The organism is Bacteroidota bacterium (assembly GCA_020161395.1).
In the GTDB taxonomy this organism is placed as follows: domain Bacteria; phylum Bacteroidota; class Ignavibacteria; order Ignavibacteriales; family Ignavibacteriaceae; genus UTCHB3.
In genome coordinates this window covers 40,547-65,717 of sequence record JAIUOE010000001.1, presented here as the reverse complement: position 1 = coordinate 65,717, position 25,171 = coordinate 40,547, and the positions used below count along the sequence as shown (strand labels likewise).

Here is a 25,171-nt window from a genome sequence, read left to right as displayed (position 1 = left end):
TCTCTCCTCGGAAAGGAAAGGTAAAACTACATCTTCAAATTAATAAAAAAACTGATATTTTTTAAATAAAAAATGGAAATATGAGAATGATATTTGTGGAGAGGTGCGGGATATTTAAAAAAAAGGACCCCCGCACGAGGCGAGGGTCACAGGGAGTAATGTATCACTAATCAGCAGCAGGGAATACTGAAGAGTGACATAGCAAAATTAGTAAATTTACTAATTCTGTGCAAGAGTAAAATGCATTTTTTTACTTCATAACAACAAATTTTCTTGTCTCCGTGAATTTTCCCGATGTCATACGGTAAAAATAGACACCACTGGAATAATTTGAGCAATCGAGAACGGCACTGTGGATGCCGGCTTCCTTCTCTCCGTCGACCAAAGTTGCAACTTCATTGCCGAGAGCATCGAATATTTTCAATTGCACATTAGAGACCAATGTCCCGCTAACCTGCGGCACCGCGTATGCAATCGTGGTGACCGGGTTAAACGGATTCGGATAATTTTGATAGAGAGCAAAATTGTCGGGAAGCCCCACTTCAATTTTTACCACATCGCTGAATGAAACGGCGCCGTTGAAGTCAGTCTGCCTGATACGGTATTCATAACTGCCGGGTTTTACATTTTTGTCTCTGAAAGAGTATTCCGAGATTGTAGAGGTGGTACCCTTTCCTTTTACGAACGAAACCGGGCTCCATGCGGCTTTGGTGTTGTCTTTTCTCTCGACTGTGAATCCCATATTGTTGGTTTCTGTTGCAGTGATCCATTTCAGAACAACTTCATCACGGATGGTTTCCGCGTCAAGTGAAACGAGTTCAACAGGTATTACAGAAAGTGTCATGGAAACAGGGACAGTGAGCACGGGGTGCTGACCGCAATTACTTCTTACAATCATGTCCATGGAATAATTGCCAAAATTGAAATCTTCGGTTCTTATTTTGATCACAATTCCGGTTCTGTTTCCCTGGTTAAGGGTACCTGCCATATTTCCTGAAGTGATTATCCATTCGGGCTCTGCGGCAAGTTTCACGGCAAGATTGTTTTTGATATAATTGGCATTGTAAGCCATTTGCAAACCGTCGGTTCCTGCACCATTTTCAATTCCCGTGGTGGCACCGTTTAATGTACCGGTCATGTTGTTGAAATAATACATGATTTTACCACCCGAATAGATCACAACCTGCCAGGTATAGCTTGCAGTTCCGCTGTACCTTTGGTAGTTTGTCCACTGGATAATAAATTTGTTGCCATCCTGTTTATAGTGAACGGTACCCGGTGCTTTTGCATCGAGGTCGTCCCAGAATGGAGAGATTATTTCATTCGGAACGGCGTTGTTTGGTATGTTGGTGTTTGTATAAATGTTTGTTGAAATGGGCGAAAAAGTAAGCAATCCATTGGTTGAAATGTATATCTGCGATTTCGCCTGCCCGTAATATTTGAAGTTGAATCCAAGATTTATTGGTCCTGCATATCCTTCATCCGTAGCGGAGAGGGTACCTGTGGGAGTCCACGAAGTTACCTGGGTACCTGTGGAAGCGATGTCGTTCCATTCATATGCAGGTCCCTGCGGATCATCGCTGTCAGCCCATTTATATCCGAAAAGATCAGGACCGCCTGAACCTTTGGCAGATTGTCCGGGATAACGGAACTGTGAATCTTTCGACTGATTCAGATCGCCTTTGGGGCTCTCATTTATAAGAGAAAATGAGACAGCCTTTGACGGATAGCTGCTGTTGGCGAATTCGACAGTGTAGTCGAGTGTGGATGGATTCGCAGAGTTGTTGGAAATGTAGACAGTATCAATTACCTCGGTTTGATGAGTCAGGAGGTGATGAATGCTTCCGGGGTTCACGGATGCAAGTGGTGGAGCAAGTGTGGTACCGGAGGTAACATTTGACATTGTGGATTTATTTGACCACATGTCCATTGCCTTTACGGCAAAATAATAAGTGCTGATGGCGGTGAGTCCCAATACCGTATAGGTCTTGGGAGTACCGAGTGTGTCATTATGTCCCGAATAGATGATACTCGCCGCGGCATTAAAATCGTTGTCGTTTACAATCGGTGTCAATGAATAACGGATATCGTAGCTTTGCACACCGCCGAAAGTTGAATCGTAAGGGGCTGTCCAGTTCAATTTGAGAGAATTTGAACAGGGATCACCAGTTGCAAGATTTGTAACAGGATTCGGAGGAGTCGGATCCGGAGGGATGTTTCTCTTTGTCTCGAGAGAGGGGTCTCCCATCAGATTATACATTTCGAGGTATCTGAGCATCGTGGTGCCGGGTCCAATATTTCCGAAATGGAGGGTTGTCAGATATTTCCCCATATCCATCATCGGGGTAACCTTGGTAAGGTTGTCTTCAAACATCGATTTTATCAGTTTCCTCTCGAGAATGTCGTCCTCATCCCAATAGGAATTTACGGAAGAACCGTAAAATGAGGCACCACCTCGCTGTGTCCTTATCCAGGTCTCTCCGAAGCACTCAGCCAGGTGGTAGGATCCTGTGACGCAGGCAAACGAATAAACGAACGGGAATATCGAATTGGTGAGGTTTCTTACATCAGATTGACCGAGGACAGGACCGTCAGCCCATGATGATTCCGATCCGTGGCCCGAGTAGATGGCGAAAACCTTGTTGCTGTTTAATGCAGCTATCAACTGGCTTGTGGTAGCCCCGCTGTTACTGTAAAGTTTCTGGTTGTTGTAACCATTCGGTTCGAAATAGGTGCTTATTACGAAATTGTGAGTTCCTTCAGTAATCGAATAATTATCCTGTGATGCCATAAAAACATTGTTCTTGGCAAAAGTGGCGATGTTGTTCTCCATGTAGAGCGTTTTGCTGATCACATTCGCGAGTTCGGTTGCCGAGGTTATCGAGAACCGCCCTATAAATGCATCTGCATACCAGTCTGTACCTTGAAGGAGGGCATAGTTGAGATCTGTTTTTGGATTACCCTCGCCGGATCCTGTCCATGCGGGAATTTTATCAACATCCCCAACCAGAAGGATGAATTCCGGCTTAGTGGCAGGGTTATCGTAACGCTGTTGGATGAATGTCTTTATTGCAGTTGTTGTGGTTCCAGCGACTGAGGTTGTAAAGAGATTTACATTAAACCCGTTGGCAGTTTTATGAGCTATGAAAGGTGCGAGTCCGGTTTCATACTCCGGTGCTGTGATAATCAGATAATTCTTGATTTGTTCGAGGACACCTCTTTCATAGTTGGCGAAGAAATTCTCGAAAAACGAAGAATAGACATCGGAATATCCGCTCTTTTTCCCCACGGGCTGAGTCAGCTCAATTGAGAACGATGCAGACCGGGTGATATCGAGCCGTTTTTCCGACGGGATATAATTAAACGGATAAATGGTGATTGTAACACCCTTTACACCGGCGACGAAAAATGGCTCAGAAATCTCTATCAGTGGCTGACGGGGATTGCCACCTGATGTATAAAATGCATTGTCGTAGTTAAAAGGACGGTCTTTCAGCGGGAAGTCTCTTCTCCAGGGAGCCTGAAACGGATAGACATGTTCCTTCACTGTCAGATTTTCGATTTTTTTGTTAAGAGTCAATACAGCGGGTGAATTTTCAGCCTCACCGATAACAATATTAAAACTTATTTTGGGAAGTGCAGGTTTTCCCGCAACAGAAGTGACACCGTATCCGGGTATCTCAATTTGGGTAAAGTTTTTGTCGGTTGAAGTGAATGGTTTCTGAGTGTACTCAGGGAGTGTAAAATTGATTTTGTATCCGTTTCCTGTTTTCACCAGTTGAATTCCATCGGGCACGGATGCAAAGAGAATTCCAAAAGTTGAGAGGAACAGAAACAGTGTAAAAATTTTTTTCATGGAGGATTCCAGTATGATTGGGACGCACAAATTTCCGGTATAAAATTCAGACCGGAGAAAAAATGGGGTCTAATGGCTTAAGTCATTTTGTGACCGGGGCGCTGAAAGGGGAGTAAACCGATTCAGGAATGGAAATAAAACCTTGAAAATATTCAATTTCCAGTGCTAAAATTAAGAAATGTTTGTGTAATTTGAAATATTAAATTTTGATCATTATCTGCCGTATTATGTCAAAGAAATTTCACCTTATTCTCTTTTTTGTGTCGATAATTTTTCTGATGGCTTTTTTTATGTCATCAGGGATTACCGCACAGACAGGAACCGGCAACAACAGCACTGTAAACGGGACTCAGGGAGCGGGCAAAGAGAAATTATTTCAAACAGAAATAAACTCACATTTGAGGAAAAGGGAATTTCTGCAAGCAGGGAAAATACTCGACTCACTTAGAGAGTTGTATTTCAGAATCTTTGAATACAGAAAAGCGGTGGAAACCGGAAAGCTGACGCTTTCACTGAGTGAGAAAATCAATGACAAGGCTTTGATAGCCTCCTCTTACAATACTACAGGTCTCTCCTACTGGCGTCTTGGTGATTTGGATTCCGCACTTGTTTTTTTGAATGAAGGATTAAAAATCCGTCTGACCCTTACAGATTCGGCAGCACTCGGGAAATCGTATAATAATATCGGTCTTGTTTACTGGAGAAAAGGCGAAACAGAACTCTCGTACAGGAACTACCTGAAAGCTCTTGAAATCAGGGAGAAGTGCGGAGATATTCAGGGGTATATCCTCAGTCTCAACAACATAGCACTTATATATCAGAGGCTTAAATATTTTGAACTTGCCGCTGCTAACATTAACAGAGCCCTGACTCTGGCGGATTCCATCGGTTTCGAACAGGGAAAGACATATTCACTGCGCCGATTGGGAAGTCTTTCCGTTGCTCAAAAAGATTTTGTCAAAGCAAAAAAATATGCAGAAGAAGTGGTAACCCTCTTCAGTAAGAAGGGCGAAAAAGCTGCGTTAGCCCAAATCTACAACGATCTTGGGATTATTGAAGAAAATACCGGAAATCTTGTCAAGGCTGTCGATTACTTTAACCTGAGTATCAATCTCGCAAGATCGATTCAGGACAAATTCATTGAATCATTTGCCCTCCTGAATCTTGGAAGAGTCGATTTTGCCCTTGGAAAAGAGAAAGATGCCTTGGAAACACTCCAAAAATCACGGAAACTTGCACATAACGGAAAATATTCCGTTGTGCTGCGTGATGCCAACCTGCAGCTCTCAAGAGTTTATGAGAAATTGGGAAACATGAAGGAATCGCTTTCATTCCTGAATGATCACCTTGCGTTGAAAGATTCTCTCTTCAACGAATCATCCCTTAGCAGCATCGGGGAGATGAGAATAAGGTACGAAATTGAAAAATCGGAAGAGAGACAGACTTATCTGCGGGAGCAGGTTGAAGCTCAGAACAGAGTGAATTTCTTTCTTCTCCTTCTGGTTGTTCTTACTCTCGTCGGAACCGGTTCGGTTGCTTTCCTTTTGATCAGACAAAAGAAGCTCGGTGTACTTCTTGAAGTCAAAAACGAGGAGATGGCGCTGATTAACAACAAGCTTCAAAAGAGTAATGACGAACTGATACTGGCAAATGAAACCAAGACCAAACTTTTCTCGATAATTGCCCACGACCTGAAGACGCCCTTCGTCAGCATTTTGGGTTTTGCTGAGTTATTGAAAGAGGAGGCGATGAACATGAAAAACGAGGACGCCCTCGATTTCAGCGATAAGATTCTTGCCTCGTCGCAGAAACTGGTGGAGCTGGTAAACAATCTTGCGGGCTGGGCTCTTGTTCAAAAGGAAATGATTCGGGCGAAACCTGTCGATTTGGATATCGAGGAGGTCAGCAACAAGGTACTCAAGGAAGCCGGGCTGAATCTTGCCTTGAAAAATATAGAGGTCGAAAGTTCATTTGAGCAACCGGCAACAGTGCACGCCGACAGGGAGATGATCGCCACGGTTATAAGGAATCTCCTGACAAACGCTGTGAAATTTTCCTACAAGGGAGGAAAAATAATAATGAAGGGGACTGTCTCCGAAGGGAAATACCGGCTGGTGATAAAAGACAACGGAGTGGGGATGTCTCCAGACATGATCAGCAATATTTTAAACGGAAGCGGCATGATCTCCACAACAGGTACTGCAAATGAGAAAGGAACAGGACTCGGTCTCTCTGTAAGTCGCGAGTTTATGAGAGAGAATGACGGGGTCTTGAATATTTTAAGTGAACCGGGAAAGGGCAGTGAATTTCTCATCGAACTGCCAATCATCAAAAAATAAAAATCACACCGGGTTTACTGTTTTTAGCAAAAAAAGAGGCTGTCTCAAAAGGGGCAGCCTCTTTAATTTTATCCGACGGGTGGGGTTAGAGGGTTATTTCCCTTTTTTCTCAACCCTGTCGAAAATCTTTTCCATTTCAGCTACCAAAAGATCGAAGCGTTTGAATGCTGCTTTATATGGATCGGAAGTGGTCATATCCACACCTGCTTTTTGCAGAAGTTTAATCGAATAGTCACTGTTTCCTGATCTCAACATTCCAAGATATTTATCCACTGCTCCTGCCTGTCCCGTCAGAATATTCTGTGAGAGAGCCATTGAAGAGATAATTCCTGTGCTGTACTGGAAGACATAGAAATTATAGAAGAAGTGGGGTATTTTACTCCATTCGACTTCGATATAATCGTCGACGAGAGTTACACCTTTGTCGTGTCCATAGTAGGTTCTTGTAAGGTCGAGGTATTTTTTATTCAGCCAGTCGGCGGTAAGGGTTTTACCCTCTTCAACTCTCTGGTGCATGGCAAGTTCAAATTCAGCGAACAAAGCCTGGCGATAGATGGTTTGTCTTGCTCTCTCGAGGAACTGATCGATGATGAAAAGTTTCAGGTTGTCGTCAGTTTCATTTTTAAGGAGGAAGTCCATCAGGAGATTCTCGTTGAAAGTCGAGGCTATCTCTGCGAGGAAGGTTGTGTAATTCGAATTTGAGTATGGCTGATTTTTATTTGTAAGCCATGAGTGCATTGCATGTCCAAGCTCATGTGCAAGTGTCGAAAGATTGCTGTATTCACCGTCATAATTCATTTTGATGTAGGGGTGAATGTCATAAATGGCATCAGAGTAGGCGCCGCTTTCCTTGTCCTTGTTTGGATACACATCTATCCAGCCATTGTTGAAAGCCTGGGTAAGTCCATCCTTGTATTCTGAACCGAGTACACCAAGGGAGTTGAGAGCGATTTTTTTAGCCTCGTCGTAAGTGTAGAGTTTATCTACGCTTTTAACTGAGGAAGCCCACAAATCTTCATATTTCAGGGTTTTCAGTCCGAGCATTTTTTGTTTCAACTGCAGATATTTGTGAAGTGACGGCAGATTAGCATTCACTTCTTTTATCAACTGGTAATAAACAGTTGTATCAATGTTATCCTGGAAAAGGCGTGCCTGGAGGCAGGAATTGAATTTTCTTGCTCTGGTGTTAAAAAGGTCGATTTTCATTCCGCCGTCAAACAGTGTGGCAAGGGTATTCTCATATTTTTTATGATTTTTCCAGTAGCTCCTGAAAGCAAGTGATCTGTCTTCGGGATTTTTTGCTGTGCGGTACTTGTAATAGTTGGCGTAGTTCAGTTCAACTTTTTTACCATCGGAGAATGTAACCTCGGGAGCCGGAATGTCTACATCATTAAGAATTGTAGCAGCTTCAGAGATATTCGAAGAGTAGATGCCTGTCAGAGAGAGGAGTTGCTCTTCAGCCAGTGGGAGCATGTGTTTCTTCGATCTCAAGAGTTCTTCCACTCCAAATTTCCATGGAGCAAGCTTCGTTTCCTCCTTGAAGTAACCCATCAGTTTTTTGTCATCCATTTTCAGCAGATCATCGTTCATGAAATTCAATTGCATGGAAGCATCGACATAAATCGACTGAATTTCACCCTTCATCTGATTGAAGGTGCTGTTTGACATTTCCATGTCATACTGTCTGCGGGCGTAGCTGTAGAGGTGATAAAGTTTCAACTTGAGCTGATCTGCAATTTTGAACATTTCGAGCATTTTTGATGCTGAAGAAGTCCATGTCGGGGCATTGGATTTTATCTTTGCAAGAAGTTTGGTTACTTCTGCCTTATCGGCGTTCCAAAGGTCGTAATTAGCATAGATATCAGATACTTTCCATTTAAATTCATTGGGCACCTGATCCCGGGGCGTTGTCGAGTAGTCCGGAATTGTACCTTCCTGAGCGGAAGCAACAAAAGAGAACGAACCGACAAGAAGAGTTGAAATTAAAATATTTCTTAATTTCATATATATTTCTCCGCGTGTGTTGTTGTTAGGGTTGTGGTTTTTATAACAAAATTTATAAACCGATATGAAAAATAACAATTTAATGAATAACAGCGTGTAATTACAGTCTGCAATTTTGTGAGGTCAAAATAAAATGAACTTGCATCAAATAGTCAAAATAGATTATCTTGGTTCCATGAATTTAAAAAATACAGAAAAAAGCGTATCAACAGTTGCAAAAGCCGTCCGGGCAAATTGGTGGTGGTGGCACCTCTTCCAATGAGTACCCGGTGATATGTCTTTTTTGATCCCTGCGTAAAGGGATAAACAATTAAAAAGCCCTTCTTTCACCGAGAAGGGCTTTTTTTATGTCCAAACCATCAATCAATGAGTAATAAATGAATTTTGAACTATTTGCAAGTCTGTCGGAAAACTACAACTACATTCCTGTTTATGAGAAAATAACAGCGGATTTGTTTACGCCTGTGATGGCTTATCTGAAATTACGAAAAGCAGGGAAACAGAGTTTTCTTCTCGAGACTGTTGAGGGAAAAGAGAGTCTGGGAAGGTATTCTTTTATCGGGATTGACCCGCTGAAGACAATCTCAAACAAAGGGATGTCGCTTACGATATCGAAGGGAGGTCTCGATGAAACCAGGAATCAAAACATTTTCGATTACCTGAAGGACGAACTCCACACAAGGAATCACCCTGCTCTTGAGGAGCTTCCTTCTTTTACTGGAGGGACGGTGGGTTATCTCGCTTATGAAAATATCGCATTGATCGAGAACAGGTTGAAATTTGAAACGGTTGAGGATGACATCTGCGACTCGATCCTCGGGGTTTATGATACAGTTCTGGCATTTGATCATTATAAACACCAGCTTATTATAATCACAAATGTGGAAATCAAAAAAGGGGATGCCTTTGAAGTTCTGTATGCAGACGCAAAGAAGAAAATCCGGGAATTGAGGAAAACCCTTTCTGTGCCTCTTTCATTTGAGTCGGATTTTACATTTGACCGGAATGTGGAAGAGAGCCTGAGTGATGAAGTATTTTGTGAACTGGTTGAGGCGAGCAAACAGAATATTATAAACGGGGATGTCTTCCAGATAGTCCTTTCAAAGAGATTCACTGCCGGGTATGAAGGTGATTTGTTCAATGTTTACAGGGCGTTAAGGATAATCAATCCTTCACCCTACATGTATTTTCTCGAATTTGAAAATGGACTCACTATCATCGGTACTTCACCTGAAAATCTTGTAAAAGTGAAAGACGGATTTGTGGAAGTGATGCCGATAGCCGGAACAAGGAAGCGGGGTGCAACTCCGGAAGCCGATAAAAAACTCGAAGAAGACCTGATGAACGACCCAAAGGAGATAGCCGAACATGTAATGCTGGTTGATCTCGGACGAAATGATGTAGGGCGGGTTGCCGAATATGGTTCCGTGGAAGTCACGGAAAAAATGAAAATACACCGTTTTTCGCATGTTATGCACATAGTTTCGAAGGTTCAGGGAAAGTTGAGAAGCGACAAGGATTGCATCGACGCCCTGAAATCATGTTTTCCTGCGGGAACAGTAACGGGTGCACCGAAGATCAGGGCAATGGAACTGATTTCAGGATATGAAAAGCTTCGGAGAAATATTTATGCCGGAGCCGTAGGATACATCGACTTCTCGGGGAATCTTGATGTTTGCATCGCAATCAGGACGCTCTTTGCGAAGGATCAAAAAATTCACTGGCAGGCGGGTGCAGGAATAGTAGCTGACAGTCAACCGAGGCTGGAGGCAAAAGAAATAAAAAACAAATCGGCAGTTTTACGCAACGCATTGGAACATGCAGAGGTGATAGATGAAAATATTGGTGATTGACAATTACGATTCGTTCACATATAATCTGGTTCAGCTTGTCGGCAGGTTTACAGATAACATTGTGATAAAAAGAAATGATGAGACCACAGTTGAAGAGATTCGCGGGATGAATCCCGACAGGATTTTGATTTCCCCGGGACCGGGCAGACCTGAAGATTCGGGGGTTTCTCCGGTGGTAATATCGGAACTTGGGAAAACGATCCCCGTTCTCGGTGTCTGTCTTGGACATCAGGCAATCGGAATTTCCTTTGGTAGTGAAGTGGTGCACGCCCCCGCTCTTATGCATGGAAAAACTTCACAGATAGCACACGACGGGAAAGGGATATTCGCCGGAGTTGAGCAGGGGTTCACAGCCACAAGATATCATTCGTTGATTGTTGACAGAAAATCGCTCGGTGCCGATCTGGAAGTGACCGCCACTTCAGAAGATGGCATTATCATGGGTGTACGGCACAGGGAATATCCGATCGAGGGGATTCAATTCCACCCTGAATCGATACTTACACTTGCCGGCGAAAAACTGCTTAAAAACTGGATAGATGCAAGATGAAAACATATATTGAAAAAATGCTTGAGAGGGAACACCTCTCATTTGACGAAGCCTTCTTCGTGATGGATACCATTATGTCGGGCGAAGTGAACAACTCACAACTCGCAGCACTTCTGATTGCTCTTAAAGGCAAGGGCGAAACTGCCTCTGAAATCGCGGGATTCGCAAAGGCAATGCGGGGCAAGAGCGTAAAGGTTGAAACAGGTAGAACAGATTTGATAGATGTCTGCGGCACGGGAGGAGACGACTCGGGGACATTCAATATTTCCACTGCTGCTGCATTTGTTGTTGCGGGCGCCGGAATCGGTGTGGCAAAGCATGGTAACAAATCAATTTCGAGCAGATCAGGAAGTGCAGATGTCCTTAGCGAACTCGGTATAAAGATTGACCTGACACCGGAACAAACAAAACAGGCTTTGAATGAAATCGGTATCGGGTTTCTTTTTGCCCCGCACTATCATCCGGCCATGAAATATGCAGCACTGGTTCGCAAGGAACTCGGAATGAAAACGGCTTTCAATCTGCTGGGACCACTTACCAATCCTGCAGGTACGAAAAAACAGTTGATCGGTGTTTACAATAACAAGTCTGCGGCTCTCATGGCTGAAGCTGCTGGTTACCTCGAAATGGAAAGAGTTTGCTTTATTTGTACCGGTGACAGGCGGGATGAAATCACTCTTGATGAGCCAACTTTGGTTTACGAATACAGGAAAGATTCGGGTGTCAAAGAATATGAACTAACAGCCGAGGGGTTGGGTTATCCTGCTGTGAGAATTGAGGAACTGCTCGGTGATTCACCCGAACACAACGCAAAACTGATATTTAATCTCCTCAGGAAGCCCGAGAGGGACGGTAAGTTTTTTGTTGTTGCTGCAAACTCGGCTCTTGCGCTTTACTGTGCCGGTGTATCGGATGAGATAAAAACCTGTCTTGAAATTGCGGAAGATTCGATTCTGACCGGAAAAGCCTTTCAAAAAATGGAAGAGTTGCGGAAATTCGGGGAGTCACTCTGATGAACATTCTCGAGAAAATAATAGCCGTAAAAAGAGATGAAATTGCACTCCTGAAAAAGGAGGTAAGAGTAAGAGAATATGATGAACTCGATCTCTTCTACAAACCATCAATTAGTTTGATTGAAACGATAAAAAACACAAACGATATCTCAATAATTGCAGAAATAAAAAAGGCAAGTCCTTCAAAAGGAGTGATTAATGAAGATTTTGATCATCTTGCGATCGGGAAAGCCTATCTTGCGAACGGGGCAGATGCCATTTCCATACTCACAGATGAGAAGTTTTTCCAGGGCAGCATAAAATATCTTGCTGATATTGCCCGGATAAAAACAAAACCACTTCTCCGCAAAGATTTTATTATTGATGAGATTCAAATTCTTCAGGCAAAGGAGAACGGTGCCGATGCAATTCTGTTAATCTGTGAAGCCCTGAGTAAAACGGAAGTCAGAAAACTGACTCTGACCGCTCAATCCATGGGGCTGGAAGTGCTGCTCGAACTTCATTCTGCGAAACAACTCGACAAAATTGACCCTGCCATTCACCCGCTCGTTGGAGTAAACAACAGAGACCTTGAATCGTTTAAGGTAGATCTGAAAGTGACAGAAAAAATCAGAAAACTGATTCCTGATGATATCCTGCTTGTCTCCGAGAGCGGAATTAACAGCGCAGATGATATTAAAATGATCAGGAATTCAGGCTGTGATGCGATCCTCGCGGGAGAACACTTTATGAGGAGCAATTCGATTGCAGAAAGCCTTAATGAGATGAAATCATGGTGCAGAAGATGATTGTTAAAGTCTGTGGAATAACAAATCCCGAAGATGCCTTGCTTTGTGCAGATGCAGGAGCTGACATTCTGGGGTTTATATTTTACGAAAAAAGTAAAAGATATATTTCTCCGGAGAAGGCAGCAGAAATAGTTAAACGATTGCCTGCAACAACAAGAAAAGCAGGGGTTTTTGTGAACTGCAATGCGGAGATAATCAACGAAACAGCTTCGATTGCCGGGATTGACACAGTACAGCTTCACGGAGACGAGCAACCCTCATTACTGGAGCGAATAAAGGTAAATAAGATAAAAGCATTCCGGGTGAGAGAAGGGTTCGATTTTGACATGGTCCGCGATTATGAACCTGCAATCCCACTTTTTGATTCATTTTCAGAAAGGGAGTACGGCGGTACCGGCAGGAAATTCAACTGGGGAATAATCCCGCGGGAATTTAGCGGGAAGTATTTTCTCTCGGGCGGGATTTCAATTGACAACATCGAAGAAGCTGTGAATGAACTGGAACCGTTTGCAGTTGATCTCTCTTCTTCGCTTGAGCTTTCTCCGGGTAAAAAGGATCCGCGACAAGTAAACGATTTTTTTGAACTGTTATACAGAAAGAATTTACGATAATGACAAATATGATTTATGATTATCCCGATATTAAAGGAAAATTTGGCAAGTACGGCGGAAAATTTGTGCCTGAAACTCTTACTTCCGCACTGCTTGAGCTTGAGGATGTTTATAACAGGTTGAAGGACGACACCACTTTTATTGCAGAGTTCATCGATCTTGAAAGGACATACAATTCGAGACCCACTCCACTTACATACGCGGAGAGGCTGACAGATCACTACGGGAAAGCAAAAATTTATCTGAAAAGGGAAGACCTGAACCACACAGGAGCCCACAAAATAAACAACGCACTCGGTCAGGTGTTGCTTGCACAAAAACTCGGGAAAAAGAGGATAATTGCTGAGACTGGTGCGGGTCAGCACGGGGTGGCAGTTGCAACTGTCTGTGCTAAATTCGGGCTTAAATGTGTGGTTTACATGGGTGAAGTTGATGTTGCCCGGCAAAAACCAAATGTTTTCAGAATGAAACTTCTCGGTGCTGAAGTGGTGCCAGTAACATCTGGAAGCCGGACACTTAAGGATGCGACCAACGAAGCAATCCGTGACTGGGTAACCAATGTGAAGGATACTCATTATATAATCGGTTCAGTTGTGGGTCCCCACCCTTATCCGATGATTGTTCGCGATTTTCAATCGGTCATAGGGAAGGAAACGAAAGAACAAATATATGGTATCGAACGAAAACTGCCTGACTACATTGTCGCCTGTGTTGGCGGAGGGAGCAATGCCATCGGTATGTTTCATCCTTTCATCAATAACAAGGGGGTGAACCTGATTGGTGTGGAGGCTGCCGGATACGGAATTGACACAGATAAACATTGTGCATCCCTTACTCTCGGACAGGCAGGTGTGTTTCAGGGGATGCTTACATATTTGTTGCAGGACAAAAACGGACAGGTGGCGGAAGTACACTCCATTTCAGCAGGACTCGACTACCCGGGTGTAGGACCCGAACACAGTTTCCTGAAGGACATGGAACGGGTAGAATACTATTCGGTTACCGATAACGAAGCACTCTCTGCCACCGGGTTGCTGGCAAAGCTCGAAGGAATTATACCCGCTCTGGAATCGGCACATGCAATTGCATCTCTTGATTATTTGATGCCAAAAACAAACAAGGGGGAAATTGTTGTCGTGAATGTCTCGGGCAGAGGGGACAAGGACCTTGAGACGATTATGAGGGGTTGAGAGACTTGAGTACTTGAGAGACTTGAGAGACTTGAGAGACTTGAGTACTTGAGAGACTTGAGTACTTGAGAGACCTGAGAAATATTTGATTATTTAAATTTGGAATGAGATGTCGAAGATTAGAAATAAAATTGAAGAAGTAAACGGCAGGAACGGGAAAGTCCTTTCGGTTTTTTTAACGGCGGGCTTTCCTGTCGGGTTGGATTTTGTTGAGCTTGCCTTGAGGGTACTTGATGCCGGTGCCGATATGCTCGAGATCGGGATTCCCTTCAGCGACCCGCTTGCTGACGGATCAGTAATTCAACAGTCGTCACAGGCGGTTTTGGAACATGGGATGACGCTTGACAGAGTTTTGGGATTTACGAAGGAGATCCGTGCGAGAACTGATAAACCCCTGATACTGATGGGCTACGCAAATCCTGTTTATTTTTATGGCGTGAATTCGTTTTTAAGGGATGCGAAAGATGCAGGTGCTGACGGCTTGATTATCCCTGATGTTCCTCTCGATGAATATGATTCATTCTTTGGGGAGAGGGAAGTTCCTCTTGATACTATACTTCTCACAACTCCGGAGACTGCTTCCGGAAGAATCGGGGAAATAGACCGGAGAAGTGCAGGTTTTGTTTACTGTGTCAGTGTGTCGGGAACAACGGGTGTCAGAAACGGATTTTCTGCTGAGGAGCTGGCATCACTAAAACGAACAAGGGAGCTGATCCACAACAATAAAATGCTGACAGGATTCGGCATCTCGTCACCAGAGAATGTGAAACAGGTTATTCCTTATTGTGACGGAGTAATCGTTGGAAGTGCAATTATTCGTTCGTTAGGATTGGCTGGACCGGATGCGACTCTCGGACTGGTCAGGGAATTGAAAAAAAGTTGTTCTTATTGAGCAGGTTACGGTATTTCCAAAGGCAATGTTACTGTAAATTTCGAACCTTTAAGCTCCTGACTTTCGACTGTGATCTCACCACCAAGTTTTGAAACAAAGTCATGTGTAATATTCAGACCGAGACCCGTTCCTCTCTCATTTGAGGTCCCTTTTCGGCTATGGATATTTTCGGGTGAGAAGAGTCCGGGAAGCATATCCTTTGGAATTCCGATACCGGTATCTTCGACCGAAAGAGATATTGAATCACTGTTTTTCACAAGAAAAACGGTAATTTTTCCTCCTTTTCGGGTGAATTTGATGGCATTACTGACAAGGTTTCTCAGGATTGATCTTATTATGTTTGCATCAGTCGTTAAATGGACCACTTCCTCAAACACAACATTCAGTACCAGTCCTTTTTTTGTAAGTTGTGGATTAAAGAGGTGATGAACTTCCTCGATAACTGCGTTCATATTAACATCTTCATGAGCAGGCTCCACACCCCCGATTTGCAGTCTTGACCATTCGAGTAAGCCGTCAACCAGAGAGACCGTATTTCGGGAAGCCGCAAGTATCTTTTCGGTATATGACTTAATTACCGCTTTATCCATCTCATCGACTTCTTCATCGAGTATTTCCGAAAACCCAAGGATCGACATAAAGGGACTTCGCAAATCGTGTGAAATAATGGAAAAAATTCTGTCCTTGGTTTTGTTGAGTCTGTCAAGTTCTTTTGTACGCTCCTGGACTTCTACTTCCAGATTTTCTAGCAGTATCTTCAGTTTCTCCTCCGAATCCTGTAGTGCCTTTGTCCGCTCTGATACCATGGCTTCCAGAACAGCCTGCTCCCTGCTCACAATGAAATACTTGTAAATCAGAACCGCTGAGCCGGTAACGACAAAAAGGGAAAGAAGAATGAACCAAAATTTTAAGTAAAATGGCCGTTCAACCACAATAGTCGCAGAATACACCGGTTCACTCCACTCGCTGAACCGGTTCTTCGCCATTACAATAAGCCGGTAGGACCCTGAGGGGAGATTTGAATAGCGGATATTGAACAATTGCGACTGGTTGATGGTGTAAAAATCTTTGTCGAATCCCTCGAGTTTGATTTTATATTCTATGCTTGATTCGCTGATATAGCTGATGCCCCGAAACGAAAAGACAAGTGAGTTGTCAGTATGGGGAATTACCACATCCTTATAAAGGCTGAACTGTTCTCCGGAACTGGTTTCAACATTCAGGAGAAAAACACCCGGCGGAGATACTTTGTTTGTTTTGCTTCCGATTCTGTATGCAGACAGACCTGTATTTGTACCGATCCAGAAAATATTTTTTGAGTCAATCACGGCAGCCGAGCGGTTCATCTCATAACCGGCAAGCCCGTCCTCGGTTGAGTAGTTATAGACGGTATTTTTACCGTCCCATCTTGTTAAACCATCGATTGTGCCAAACCAGTAGTTCCCGTCATTACTCTTCACAATGAAATAGACACTTTTGGAGATAGAGAAACCATTTTTTTTGAATTTTTTCAGTCTTTTGTTCTCAACTGAATATAAACCAGACTCTGTGCCGGCGAAGAAAGACCCGTCATCATCTTTGAAAAAAGAGAAGACATTCGCACTAAAGACCGGCTCTTCAGATATAAGGTTAACTGTTTTCCCATTCTCAAGTTTGTAAATTCCATTTGTTCCGACAATAAATATTTCCTCGCCAAATCTAAAAAATTTACGAAAATTGAAATCTTTGAATCCTGTCTCAATCTTCACCAGTTTCGAGTTTTCCACTTTAAACAGACCGCTGTCAGTAGCGACGATTAAACCTGATTTTTTGTCGAAGATTACTGAAGTAACCGAAGAAAGGGTGGTTATCTCCCGGATATGAGAGCCGTCAGGATTGATAGAAACCAGCCCGTAGTATCCGGCAGCCCCCCAGATTTTCCCTTTATCATCGATTGTTAGATCGAGCAGGCGGGATACAATTGTTTTAGTTCCTTGAGCACCTGTGAAATAGACGGGAGTAAAAATTCCATCTTTATATATGGTAAATCCCGAGTTATGACCAAAAATAAAATTTCCGGGCTGATACTCCAAAACGGCAGTTACTTCATCTTCAAGCAAGCCCGATTTTTTAGTATAATTTGTAAAGGGATGAAAAGTAATTTTATCAACGCCTCTGAAATCAGTAAACCAGACATTGTTTTCTGCATCAACCAGGGTGGAAGTAGCCCCATCCGAGGTCAGCTCCGAATTTTTATCGAGGGCATAAAAACTGTTTCCGTTCGGGTCGTAGAGGTATTTGCTGACCTTGTTTCCGTAATATATTTTTTCATCTTTGTCAGATACTATGAAATGATACGGGAATTGTTTCATTACATCAATTTTGGAGGGTAAAGCCACTTTTGTCAGTTTATCCTTTTCAATTATGCCCAGCCAGTTCGTCGATAAAATGTAGAAGTGGGGAGATGAGCCCGGATGGCGATGTACAGTCACGGCGGACAACGGATCTTTGATATCGAACAAACCGCCACTGATTTTTGCTTTTATGTTCCTGTCAAACTCAAGTGAGAACAACCCGGAGCCGGTTGCGATATAAAACATCGTTTCAAAGGCAGTCAGACCCCTTATTTCAGATGTGATGGGGGAATTTGATTTATCAAATTTTTGCCATTTGCCGTCATAACATATGAATAGTTCATTTGAAGCCGCTATAACCACAACAGGTTTGTCATCTATGTAGATCACATCAAATCCTGTTGTATATGGAAGTTTATTGGAGAGTTCAGGTGCTTTGGAGAATACTTCCCATTTATTGCCCTTAAAGAAGAGGATATTCCATGGTGCTACCATGGGAGAGAGCCATACCACACCTTTTTGATCTATTCTGATGTTCTTAAATCCGGATTTATTAGTCTCATCCAAAAGGTCATAATTCGTCCATTTATATCCGTCATAAACGGAAGCACCGAGTGCTGTCGCAAACCAGACTCTGCCGAGCGTATCCTGTGCCGAATCGTGAATTTTACTCGTGGAGAGCCCGCTGCCAATATTATAGTTGGTAATATTGAAGTCACCGTGATAACCCCCAAGGACGGGGAGTGATGAAATCAACAGGAGAAGGAAAAGACGGATGAGAGGATTAATATTTTTGATTTTAATCAGACAAAAAATAAATGTTTGAAAACAACTTGAACCAAAGTAACAAATATTGTGCAAAAAGAAGTAAAATTTCTGTTATTTTTCTTTAAAAGAGTAATTTTAAAGTCACGATTATTCTAAATAGTCGTTACATGCAGAACGGATTACAACTCGGGAGACAGAAAGATAATGCCGGAATTTAAATTTAAACCATTTAACGAGATGCGGGAAGAAGACTACCGCACAGTCGGATTCAAGTCGGGACTTGAAGTTCATCAACAGCTTTTAACAGAAAGAAAGCTCTTTTGCAGATGCCCTGCAGGGATGTACAGCGATCAGTATAACGCTGAGATTCTCAGGCACATGCGTCCCACACTCTCCGAACTTGGTGAGTATGACGGGACTGCACTAATGGAGTTCAAGACGAGGAAGGAGATTATCTACCGGATCAGCCGTGAAACAGTCTGCACTTACGAGATGGATGACACCCCTCCTTTCGAGATCAACGATGAAGCTTTGGATATTGCGTTCGGGCTTGGAATGCTCTACGGTTCCTCGATGGTGGATGAGGTACATATCGCCAGAAAGCAGTATCTTGACGGAAGTATTCCCACCGGATTTCAGAGAACTGCAATTGTGTGTCTCGACGGCAGGGTACCCTTTAAAGACAGGCACATTCAGGTAATTCAACTCTCGATTGAGGAAGATTCATGCCGCGAGGTAAGTGACATCGGGCATCGCCGGACTTATCTTACCGACAGGCTCGGTATGCCACTGGTCGAGACGGTTACCGGTCCCGACATGAGAACCCCTCAGGAAGTCGCAGAAGTGGCGGAAATTCTGAGAAGACTTGCAAGGAGCACAGGCAAGGTTCGTTCCGGTATAGGTGCCGCCCGTCAGGATGTAAATGTAAGCGTTACGGGTGGTACAAGAATTGAAATAAAGGGGGTTCCGAGGATTCCTTTGATACCACTTCTTACTTATAACGAGGCAATGAGACAGTGGAACCTGCTCCGTCTAAGGGACGAGCTGAACAGAAGGGGAATCACAAAAGACACTTTCGAAAGTGTGACGACAGATGTTACCCGCCTGCTCAAAAAAACCCGCTATCAACCGATAACAAGTGCAATATTTGCCGGGATGAAAGTTCTGTGTGTTTCACTCAAAGGGTTTAAGGGACTGCTCAGATGGGAGACTCAAACTGATACCTACTTTTCAAGAGAAATTTCCGACAGGGTAAGGGTAATTTCGTGCCTGACTACACTTCCAAACATCATTCATTCCGACAGTCCGAGTGAAACGATTGCAACATCGGAATGGAACACACTTAAAAAAGCAGTGAATGCTTCAGAGGACGACACAATAGTTCTTGTTTGGGGAGATGAACAGGATGCAAAATCGGGAGCTGCAGAAATTGCAATAAGAGCGAAGGAAGCAACAATCGGAATTCCGTCAGAGACCCGGCAGGCGCTCAGAGACGGAACAAACGGCTTCGAAAGAATTCTTCCGGGAGCCGACAGAATGTATCCTGATACCGACCTTCCACCAAAGAAAATTACTCAGGAAAGAATTGCAAGAATCAGGGCAGGACTTCCCGAACCTGTATGGGAAAGGGAAGCGAGATACCGCAGTCTGGGTGTCCCTGCCGAACACATCGAAAAACTTGCGATGTCACCATTAGCCGGGATTTTCGAAGATGCCGTAAACGAATCAAATATCAACCCCCGTTTTGCTGCAAGAGTGCTGCTCGAATACCCAAGAAGACTGAAGAAAGAGCACCTTCCCTTGGAAAGGCTCACCGGTGAGAACTATGATTCCCTTTTCCGGCTGATAAACGAAGGGAAAATAGTGAAAGACAGTCTCTATTTTATTTTGAGAGAATCTCTCGCATCAGGCAGGGATATTGAATCAGTCATCCAGCCTCTTTCAAATTCTGAAGAGATCAGAGCCATTGTCCTTATTCATGCCGAAAAAATGAAATCGATGAAAATCAGAAGGTCCGAAAAAGCAAAAACCATCCTGATGGGGATGATAATGGAGGAACTAAGACTTAAAGCAAGCGGAAGTGAAGTTGAAAAAATAATGAATGAAATTGTGAGGGAGGTGTAGCATGGCAACTGATAATGATTATAAAGGTTACAGAGGCGAAGCGCTTGCAACACTTCAGAAGTTTTCTGCGATGATATGGAGTGATATAGAAGTGCTCACATCAGATGGAACATATTACGGAAGAGTACTTCCCCGTTCCGAAACAGCAGATGACAAACACATTGTGATAAAGCTTGTTTCTGGTTACAACATCGGAATTGCTGCTTCAAGGGTGCTTGATATAAAAGTAACCGGCAGGAAGGAAGCTCATTACAAAATTCCCGAAAAAGAATTTCCCTATGACCCCCGGAAGCCGAGAGTAAAACTGCTCGGAACGGGAGGTACCATCGCAAGTCGCCTCGACTACAGAACGGGTGCCGTGATTCCGGCATTTTCTCCGGGGGAACTCTACGGATCCGTCCCTGAGCTTGCAGATATATGCAATCTCGAAACGGAAAAGCTTTACGGTGTTTTCAGTGAAAACATGGGACCTGAACAATGGATCGGAACTGCCGAAGCCATCGGGCGTGAAATCGAAAAGGGTGTTCAGGGTATCGTAATCGGCCACGGTACAGATACCATGCACCACACGGCAGCCATCCTTTCATTCATGGTTCAGAATTCTCCTGTCCCAATCGTCATGGTGGGTTCTCAGAGATCGAGTGACAGACCATCTTCCGATGCAGCTTTAAACCTTATGCACAGCGTGAAGACTGCTGCCGAAAGTGATATAGCAGAAGTGCTTGTCTGCATGTTCGGACCCACTTCCGATGATTACGGTCTGCTTCACCGCGGTACCAGAGTCAGGAAAATGCACTCAAGCTACAGATCCACATTCCGGACAATCGGTGACATTCCCATTGCAATGGTGAGCCGGGAAACGATCACACCTCTTCGGCAGGATTATAAAAGACGAAGGCACGATAAAAATGTGATTATTAATACTGCGTTCGAAGAGAAAGTGGGAATCGTTTATTACTATCCCAACATGAAACCCGACATTATTGATTCTCTGATCGACAACGGGTACCGTGGAATAGTAATTGCGGGAACGGGACTTGGACATGTTAACAAACCTCTTTACCCTGCGTTAAAAAGAGCGAAAGAAAAAAATGTGGCTGTTTACATGACAGTTCAGACCCTTTGGGGCTATGTGCAGATGTATGTTTATGACACAGGCAGGGATATGATGGAACTCGGAGTGGTGCCTTGTGCGAACATGCTGCCTGAAGTGGCGTACATGAAACTCGGTTGGGCACTCGGTCAGACTGAGGACCTCGAGGTGGTGAAAAAGATAATGCTCACCCCCGTAAACGGTGAAATCACAGAGCGGGAACCGAGCAACGGGTATCTTATCCTGCAGGGTGGAATCCCCGAGGTCGAGGAGTTTATTTCGAAATATAGAAAATGATTATTCAAGGCTGAAGGATGAATTGTGAAGGCTGAAGAGTGAATCGCGAAGGCTGAAGGATGAATCGCGAACGGATCTTTTTTCAGCCCTCGCAATTCAGCCTTCTTTTTTCAGCCCTCAGCCCTCAAATTTAATCAAGTTTTCCGTTTTTGAGTTCATCTGCCAGTTTGTTGGCTTTGTAAACTTTACGGATTGCTTCATACATTCCTTTTGAATCGACTCCGACAGTTCTGTTTTCTTCGGGGAGATAAATGAAATTACCAACAAGACTTTCAATGTTTCCATCGAAGGCGAGCCCGATTACTTCGGCATTTTTGTTGATAATCGCACTTCCCGAGTTGCCGCCAACTATGTCATTGGTTGAGACAAAGTTGAATTGTGTGGAGAGGTCGAGGTCTTTTGGAATATCAGCCCATCTTTCAGGGAGTGAAAACGGATACTGTTTGTTGAAGCTGAAGAATCTGTCATAAAGTCCGAAAAATGTTGTTTTCACGGGAGCAACAGTTCCGTTGTAGTTGTATCCTTCCATTAATCCATCGCTAATTCTGAGTGTTCTGTTGGCATCAGGGGAGATGGAGGTTCCGTACATTTTATAAAGAATCTGACCAACGAGACCAAAAGTGATGTTTTCGGTATCGTTCACTTCTTTCTGTATTTCGCGTAATTGTTTAATCAGGTCGTAGTTTTCGGCAAAATGTTTTATAAATGGGTCGTCAAGAGCCAGAATTTCTTCCGGTTTCATGGCGAAAAATGACTTTACAGTTTCTTTATCCTTAAAGAGAGTCTTTGCAAGAAGAGCTTTTGCGGCTTCTTCGGAATTTTTCCCGTTGAATATTTTAGCAACAAGATTATTGCTTTTACCGAGATTCAGGTCCATAAAGTCGAGGTTTATTACGAGTTTTGCTGCCTCGAGCACAGGATCGAAGTTTTTCGGGAAGATATTGCCAATCATATCCTTATACCGTTTCGATTGCAGGTTTGTATCCCTTTTTTCTTCGGGGAGCTGCATCTCGCGGGCGAATCTCACAAGTTCATACGCAATAACCCAGTGACGGGCTGAATAGGTGTTGTTCACGGAGAAAGCAGCCAGCTTTGTATCAATTTCCTTCATTTCAGCACGGGTTGTCGCAATACTCTTCCACACATCACCGTAGGTTGCTTTGAGAGCGGGGTCGGAATTTACAAACTCAAGGGCTTTTTTCTCAAAATCCTTTTTTCTTGCAATCAGGTAAGGGTCGCACAAAGCCTTGTAAGTATGGGTTATACTTTTCCAGCCGTTGGAGAAAGCAAGTCTGAGATTCTCATACTCTTCAGCTTTTGAAGGGTTGGTTTTCTTCAGCTCATCCAGTTTGAAATAGAGAGTATTCATCAGGAAGGAACTGTTTCTGTACTGGATATCTCTCAGATATTCGAGCTGGGCAACAGTTCTGAGACGGTTGGTTGAACCGGGATTACCGACTGTAAAAACCAGTTCACCTTCGGCAGCGCCGTTTTCGCTCCATTTGAAGAAGTTTTTGCTTTTTACGGGTTTACCGTTTTCATCATAGACTCTGTAGAAAGTGCAGTCGAGGTTGTATCTTGGAAAGGTGAAATTGTCAGGATCTCCGCCAAAGTAGCCAATCCCTTCCTCCGGCTGGAAGACAAGCCGCACATCTTTAAATACTTTAAAGCCCTGAACGAAAAAGAGACTGCCGTTATAGTAGGTGGTAACATCGCATTTAAGTCCTGTTTCCTTCTCGTATTTTGCTTTGGTCTCTTTCATCATTTTTTCACGGATCGAAATTTTCTCTTTCAGATCCTTTCCTTTGTTGATTTCGGCGGTAATCTGTTCGGTTACATCCTGAAGGAAGACCAGTTGCTCAGCCACATAGTTTGGGATTTTTCTTTCTTCCTCGAGAGTTGCGGCATAGAATCCGGTTTTTGCGAGGTCTTCTCCCTCCTTTTGTACCTGTCTTTGTACTCCCCTTGCACAGTGGTTGTTGGTCATTACAAGACCATCTTCGGAGACAAAGGATGCGGTACATCCCGGAATTCTGAGAGCGGAGAGACGGACATCATCAAACCATTCCTTCGCCGCTTCGAAACCATATTTTTCTTTCAGGTACTGATACGGCGGGAACTCAAATGTCCACATTTTGCCGGTGTCATATTTCCCGGCTTTTACGGTATCAGGATTGAATGAATATTGCGCATTTATGCTTTGAAACAGAAATGCCAGTGTGAATAACAGTGCAAGAGATCTTTTGAACATTCTTTGAACCTTTGTTAGTTGAAACTATTGAGATAAATAAAATCTTCGTTTGTATATAACTTCCGGAATTTACCCCGGGAAAGACCGTTGCAGATCAGTCTGTCCTGTTTTCCAAATCAAGCAGCCATTTTTTTCTGTCAAGACCGCCGCCATAACCGGTGAGCGATCCGTTGGAGCCAATAACCCTGTGGCAGGGGATTACGATACTTATCAGGTTGTCACCGTTTGCGTTTGCAACAGCTCTTACTGCCGAAGGTTTCCCGATTGCAGTTGCCTGTTCCTTGTATGAACGGGTTTTACCGAAGGGGATCTCCATCAGGGCTCTCCATACCTGTTTCTGAAATGGGGTGCCTGTCAGAACCAGATTCAGATCGAATGCAGTCCTCTTTCCTTTAAAATATTCGTCAAGCTGGACCTTCAACCGGGTGAGATGCTCATTTTCACCTTCGATCATATCGTCCTTCAGTTTTTTCCTCAACTTCTCGAGTTGGACTGTTCCTTTTTCCGAGGCAAATTCCACAAAAGTGATGCCTTCCTCATTTGCACCGAGAAGAAGTTCCCCGACAGGGCTCTTCATTGTAGTCTTAAAGATCATAATGTTACTTCTTTCTTTTGTTAAAAAATCCGAGAATTGCTCCGAGGCACACAGACCACAGGGCTGCGAGCCCTATTTGATACGGTTTTGGCAGCATAAAAGTGACAGTATGAGCCGGAAGCCAGAACCAGATGAGAGAATAAAATCCTTTATCGATATTCGCCCAGTTGCTTTTTCCTGCGATGAGATTATCAAGAAACCGGTGTAAAAGGACGAGCAGTACACCAAACTGCACATTCATTGCAAATGAAACTGCAAATGCGTGCGTGAAATTGTTCAGTTCAGGAAGCAGTCCCGCAGTAACAAGGCCTTCCACAAATGACTTGTAGCCGGTAAACGCATATTTAATCAATACCGCCAGGAATGCCCATTCAACAAACTTCAGCAGAAGTTCATGAGCCTTGTACGGCATGAATGGTCTTTTATTGATAATCCATGAAGCAATCATGTCACCCAGGGTACCAAGAATGGCAAACTGGATCATCGCTGAAATAATCGGGTGAAGTGTTACTATGTCAATGTACCATTGCATCAAACAGGAGATTCCGGACTGTGTAAAAAAAATTGTATACTGATTGTTAAAATTAATGAAAAATGATAAACTTATATTAAGT

The 25,171-nt window shown here is 43.5% G+C and carries 15 protein-coding genes and 2 pseudogenes; 10 read left to right on the top strand and 7 right to left on the bottom strand.

The annotated features are described in order from the left end of the window. Positions 1 to 250 precede the first annotated feature (250 nt). Entirely contained in the window at positions 251 to 3,856 is a 3,606-nt protein-coding gene (locus LCH52_00275) for a C25 family cysteine peptidase (protein MCA0386906.1), read from the bottom strand. A 227-nt stretch (positions 3,857 to 4,083) separates the two neighbouring features. Between LCH52_00275 and LCH52_00270 the strand changes: the two genes are divergently transcribed. Continuing rightward, positions 4,084 to 6,195 carry a tetratricopeptide repeat-containing sensor histidine kinase gene (locus tag LCH52_00270; GenBank protein ID MCA0386905.1) on the top strand — a complete coding sequence of 704 codons (2,112 nt, stop codon included), beginning with the start codon at positions 4,084 to 4,086 and terminating at the stop codon, positions 6,193 to 6,195. A gap of 93 nt (positions 6,196 to 6,288) precedes the next feature. On the opposite strand, the gene pepF is transcribed toward LCH52_00270, so the two are convergent. Continuing rightward, the gene (gene pepF, locus LCH52_00265) at positions 6,289 to 8,199 is read right to left on the bottom strand and encodes an oligoendopeptidase F (protein MCA0386904.1); all 1,911 of its coding nucleotides are present in this window, start codon (positions 8,197 to 8,199) and stop codon (positions 6,289 to 6,291) included. A gap of 377 nt (positions 8,200 to 8,576) precedes the next feature. Here pepF and trpE point away from each other — a divergent pair, with 377 nt between their 5' ends. The 7 genes from trpE to trpA all read left to right on the top strand — a co-directional run bounded on the left by trpE (position 8,577) and on the right by trpA (position 15,096). Continuing rightward, on the top strand, positions 8,577 to 10,052 hold the full coding sequence (gene trpE, locus LCH52_00260; GenBank protein ID MCA0386903.1) for an anthranilate synthase component I: 1,476 nt from the start codon (positions 8,577 to 8,579) through the stop codon (positions 10,050 to 10,052). Next, positions 10,033 to 10,602, top strand: a complete 570-nt coding sequence (locus LCH52_00255; protein ID MCA0386902.1) for an aminodeoxychorismate/anthranilate synthase component II — start codon at positions 10,033 to 10,035, stop codon at positions 10,600 to 10,602. Before trpE ends, LCH52_00255 begins: the two co-directional genes overlap by 20 nt. Then, positions 10,599 to 11,615: an anthranilate phosphoribosyltransferase gene (gene trpD, locus LCH52_00250; GenBank protein MCA0386901.1), complete on the top strand. Its 1,017-nt coding sequence runs from the start codon at positions 10,599 to 10,601 to the stop codon at positions 11,613 to 11,615. The genes LCH52_00255 and trpD overlap by 4 nt, the downstream gene beginning before the upstream one ends. Continuing rightward, positions 11,615 to 12,403, top strand: a complete 789-nt coding sequence (gene trpC, locus LCH52_00245) for an indole-3-glycerol phosphate synthase TrpC (GenBank protein ID MCA0386900.1) — start codon at positions 11,615 to 11,617, stop codon at positions 12,401 to 12,403. Before trpD ends, trpC begins: the two co-directional genes overlap by 1 nt. Continuing rightward, positions 12,388 to 13,014, top strand: coding sequence for a phosphoribosylanthranilate isomerase (locus tag LCH52_00240; protein ID MCA0386899.1), 627 nt, complete (start codon positions 12,388 to 12,390; stop codon positions 13,012 to 13,014). The genes trpC and LCH52_00240 overlap by 16 nt, the downstream gene beginning before the upstream one ends. Beyond that, a complete protein-coding gene (trpB, locus tag LCH52_00235) occupies positions 13,014 to 14,204 on the top strand; it encodes a tryptophan synthase subunit beta (protein ID MCA0386898.1) in 1,191 nt (396 codons plus the stop codon). Before LCH52_00240 ends, trpB begins: the two co-directional genes overlap by 1 nt. 109 nt (positions 14,205 to 14,313) lie before the next feature. Continuing rightward, on the top strand, positions 14,314 to 15,096 hold the full coding sequence (gene trpA, locus LCH52_00230; protein ID MCA0386897.1) for a tryptophan synthase subunit alpha: 783 nt from the start codon (positions 14,314 to 14,316) through the stop codon (positions 15,094 to 15,096). Positions 15,097 to 15,101: 5 nt separating this feature from the next. Here trpA and LCH52_00225 read toward each other — a convergent pair whose 3' ends face one another. Continuing rightward, positions 15,102 to 18,185 carry a hypothetical protein gene (locus LCH52_00225; protein MCA0386896.1) on the bottom strand — a complete coding sequence of 1,028 codons (3,084 nt, stop codon included), beginning with the start codon at positions 18,183 to 18,185 and terminating at the stop codon, positions 15,102 to 15,104. Between the two features lie 216 nt (positions 18,186 to 18,401). Between LCH52_00225 and gatE the strand changes: the two genes are divergently transcribed. Continuing rightward, complete coding sequence (gatE, locus tag LCH52_00220) at positions 18,402 to 20,321, top strand: Glu-tRNA(Gln) amidotransferase subunit GatE (protein ID MCA0386895.1); 1,920 nt, start codon at positions 18,402 to 18,404, stop codon at positions 20,319 to 20,321. 1 nt (position 20,322) lies between these two features. Then, positions 20,323 to 21,711 carry a Glu-tRNA(Gln) amidotransferase subunit GatD gene (gatD, locus tag LCH52_00215; GenBank protein MCA0386894.1) on the top strand — a complete coding sequence of 463 codons (1,389 nt, stop codon included), beginning with the start codon at positions 20,323 to 20,325 and terminating at the stop codon, positions 21,709 to 21,711. 130 nt (positions 21,712 to 21,841) lie between these two features. On the opposite strand, the gene LCH52_00210 is transcribed toward gatD, so the two are convergent. The 4 genes and pseudogenes from LCH52_00210 to LCH52_00195 form a co-directional block, all read right to left on the bottom strand. Then, positions 21,842 to 23,962, bottom strand: a complete 2,121-nt coding sequence (locus tag LCH52_00210) for a S46 family peptidase (protein ID MCA0386893.1) — start codon at positions 23,960 to 23,962, stop codon at positions 21,842 to 21,844. Between the two features lie 94 nt (positions 23,963 to 24,056). Next, a pseudogene (locus tag LCH52_00205) lies at positions 24,057 to 24,314 on the bottom strand (methylated-DNA--[protein]-cysteine S-methyltransferase). A gap of 15 nt (positions 24,315 to 24,329) precedes the next feature. Beyond that, positions 24,330 to 24,557, bottom strand: a pseudogene (locus LCH52_00200) (hypothetical protein). 4 nt (positions 24,558 to 24,561) lie between these two features. Further along, a complete protein-coding gene (locus LCH52_00195; protein MCA0386892.1) occupies positions 24,562 to 25,089 on the bottom strand; it encodes a hypothetical protein in 528 nt (175 codons plus the stop codon). Positions 25,090 to 25,171 lie beyond the last annotated feature (82 nt).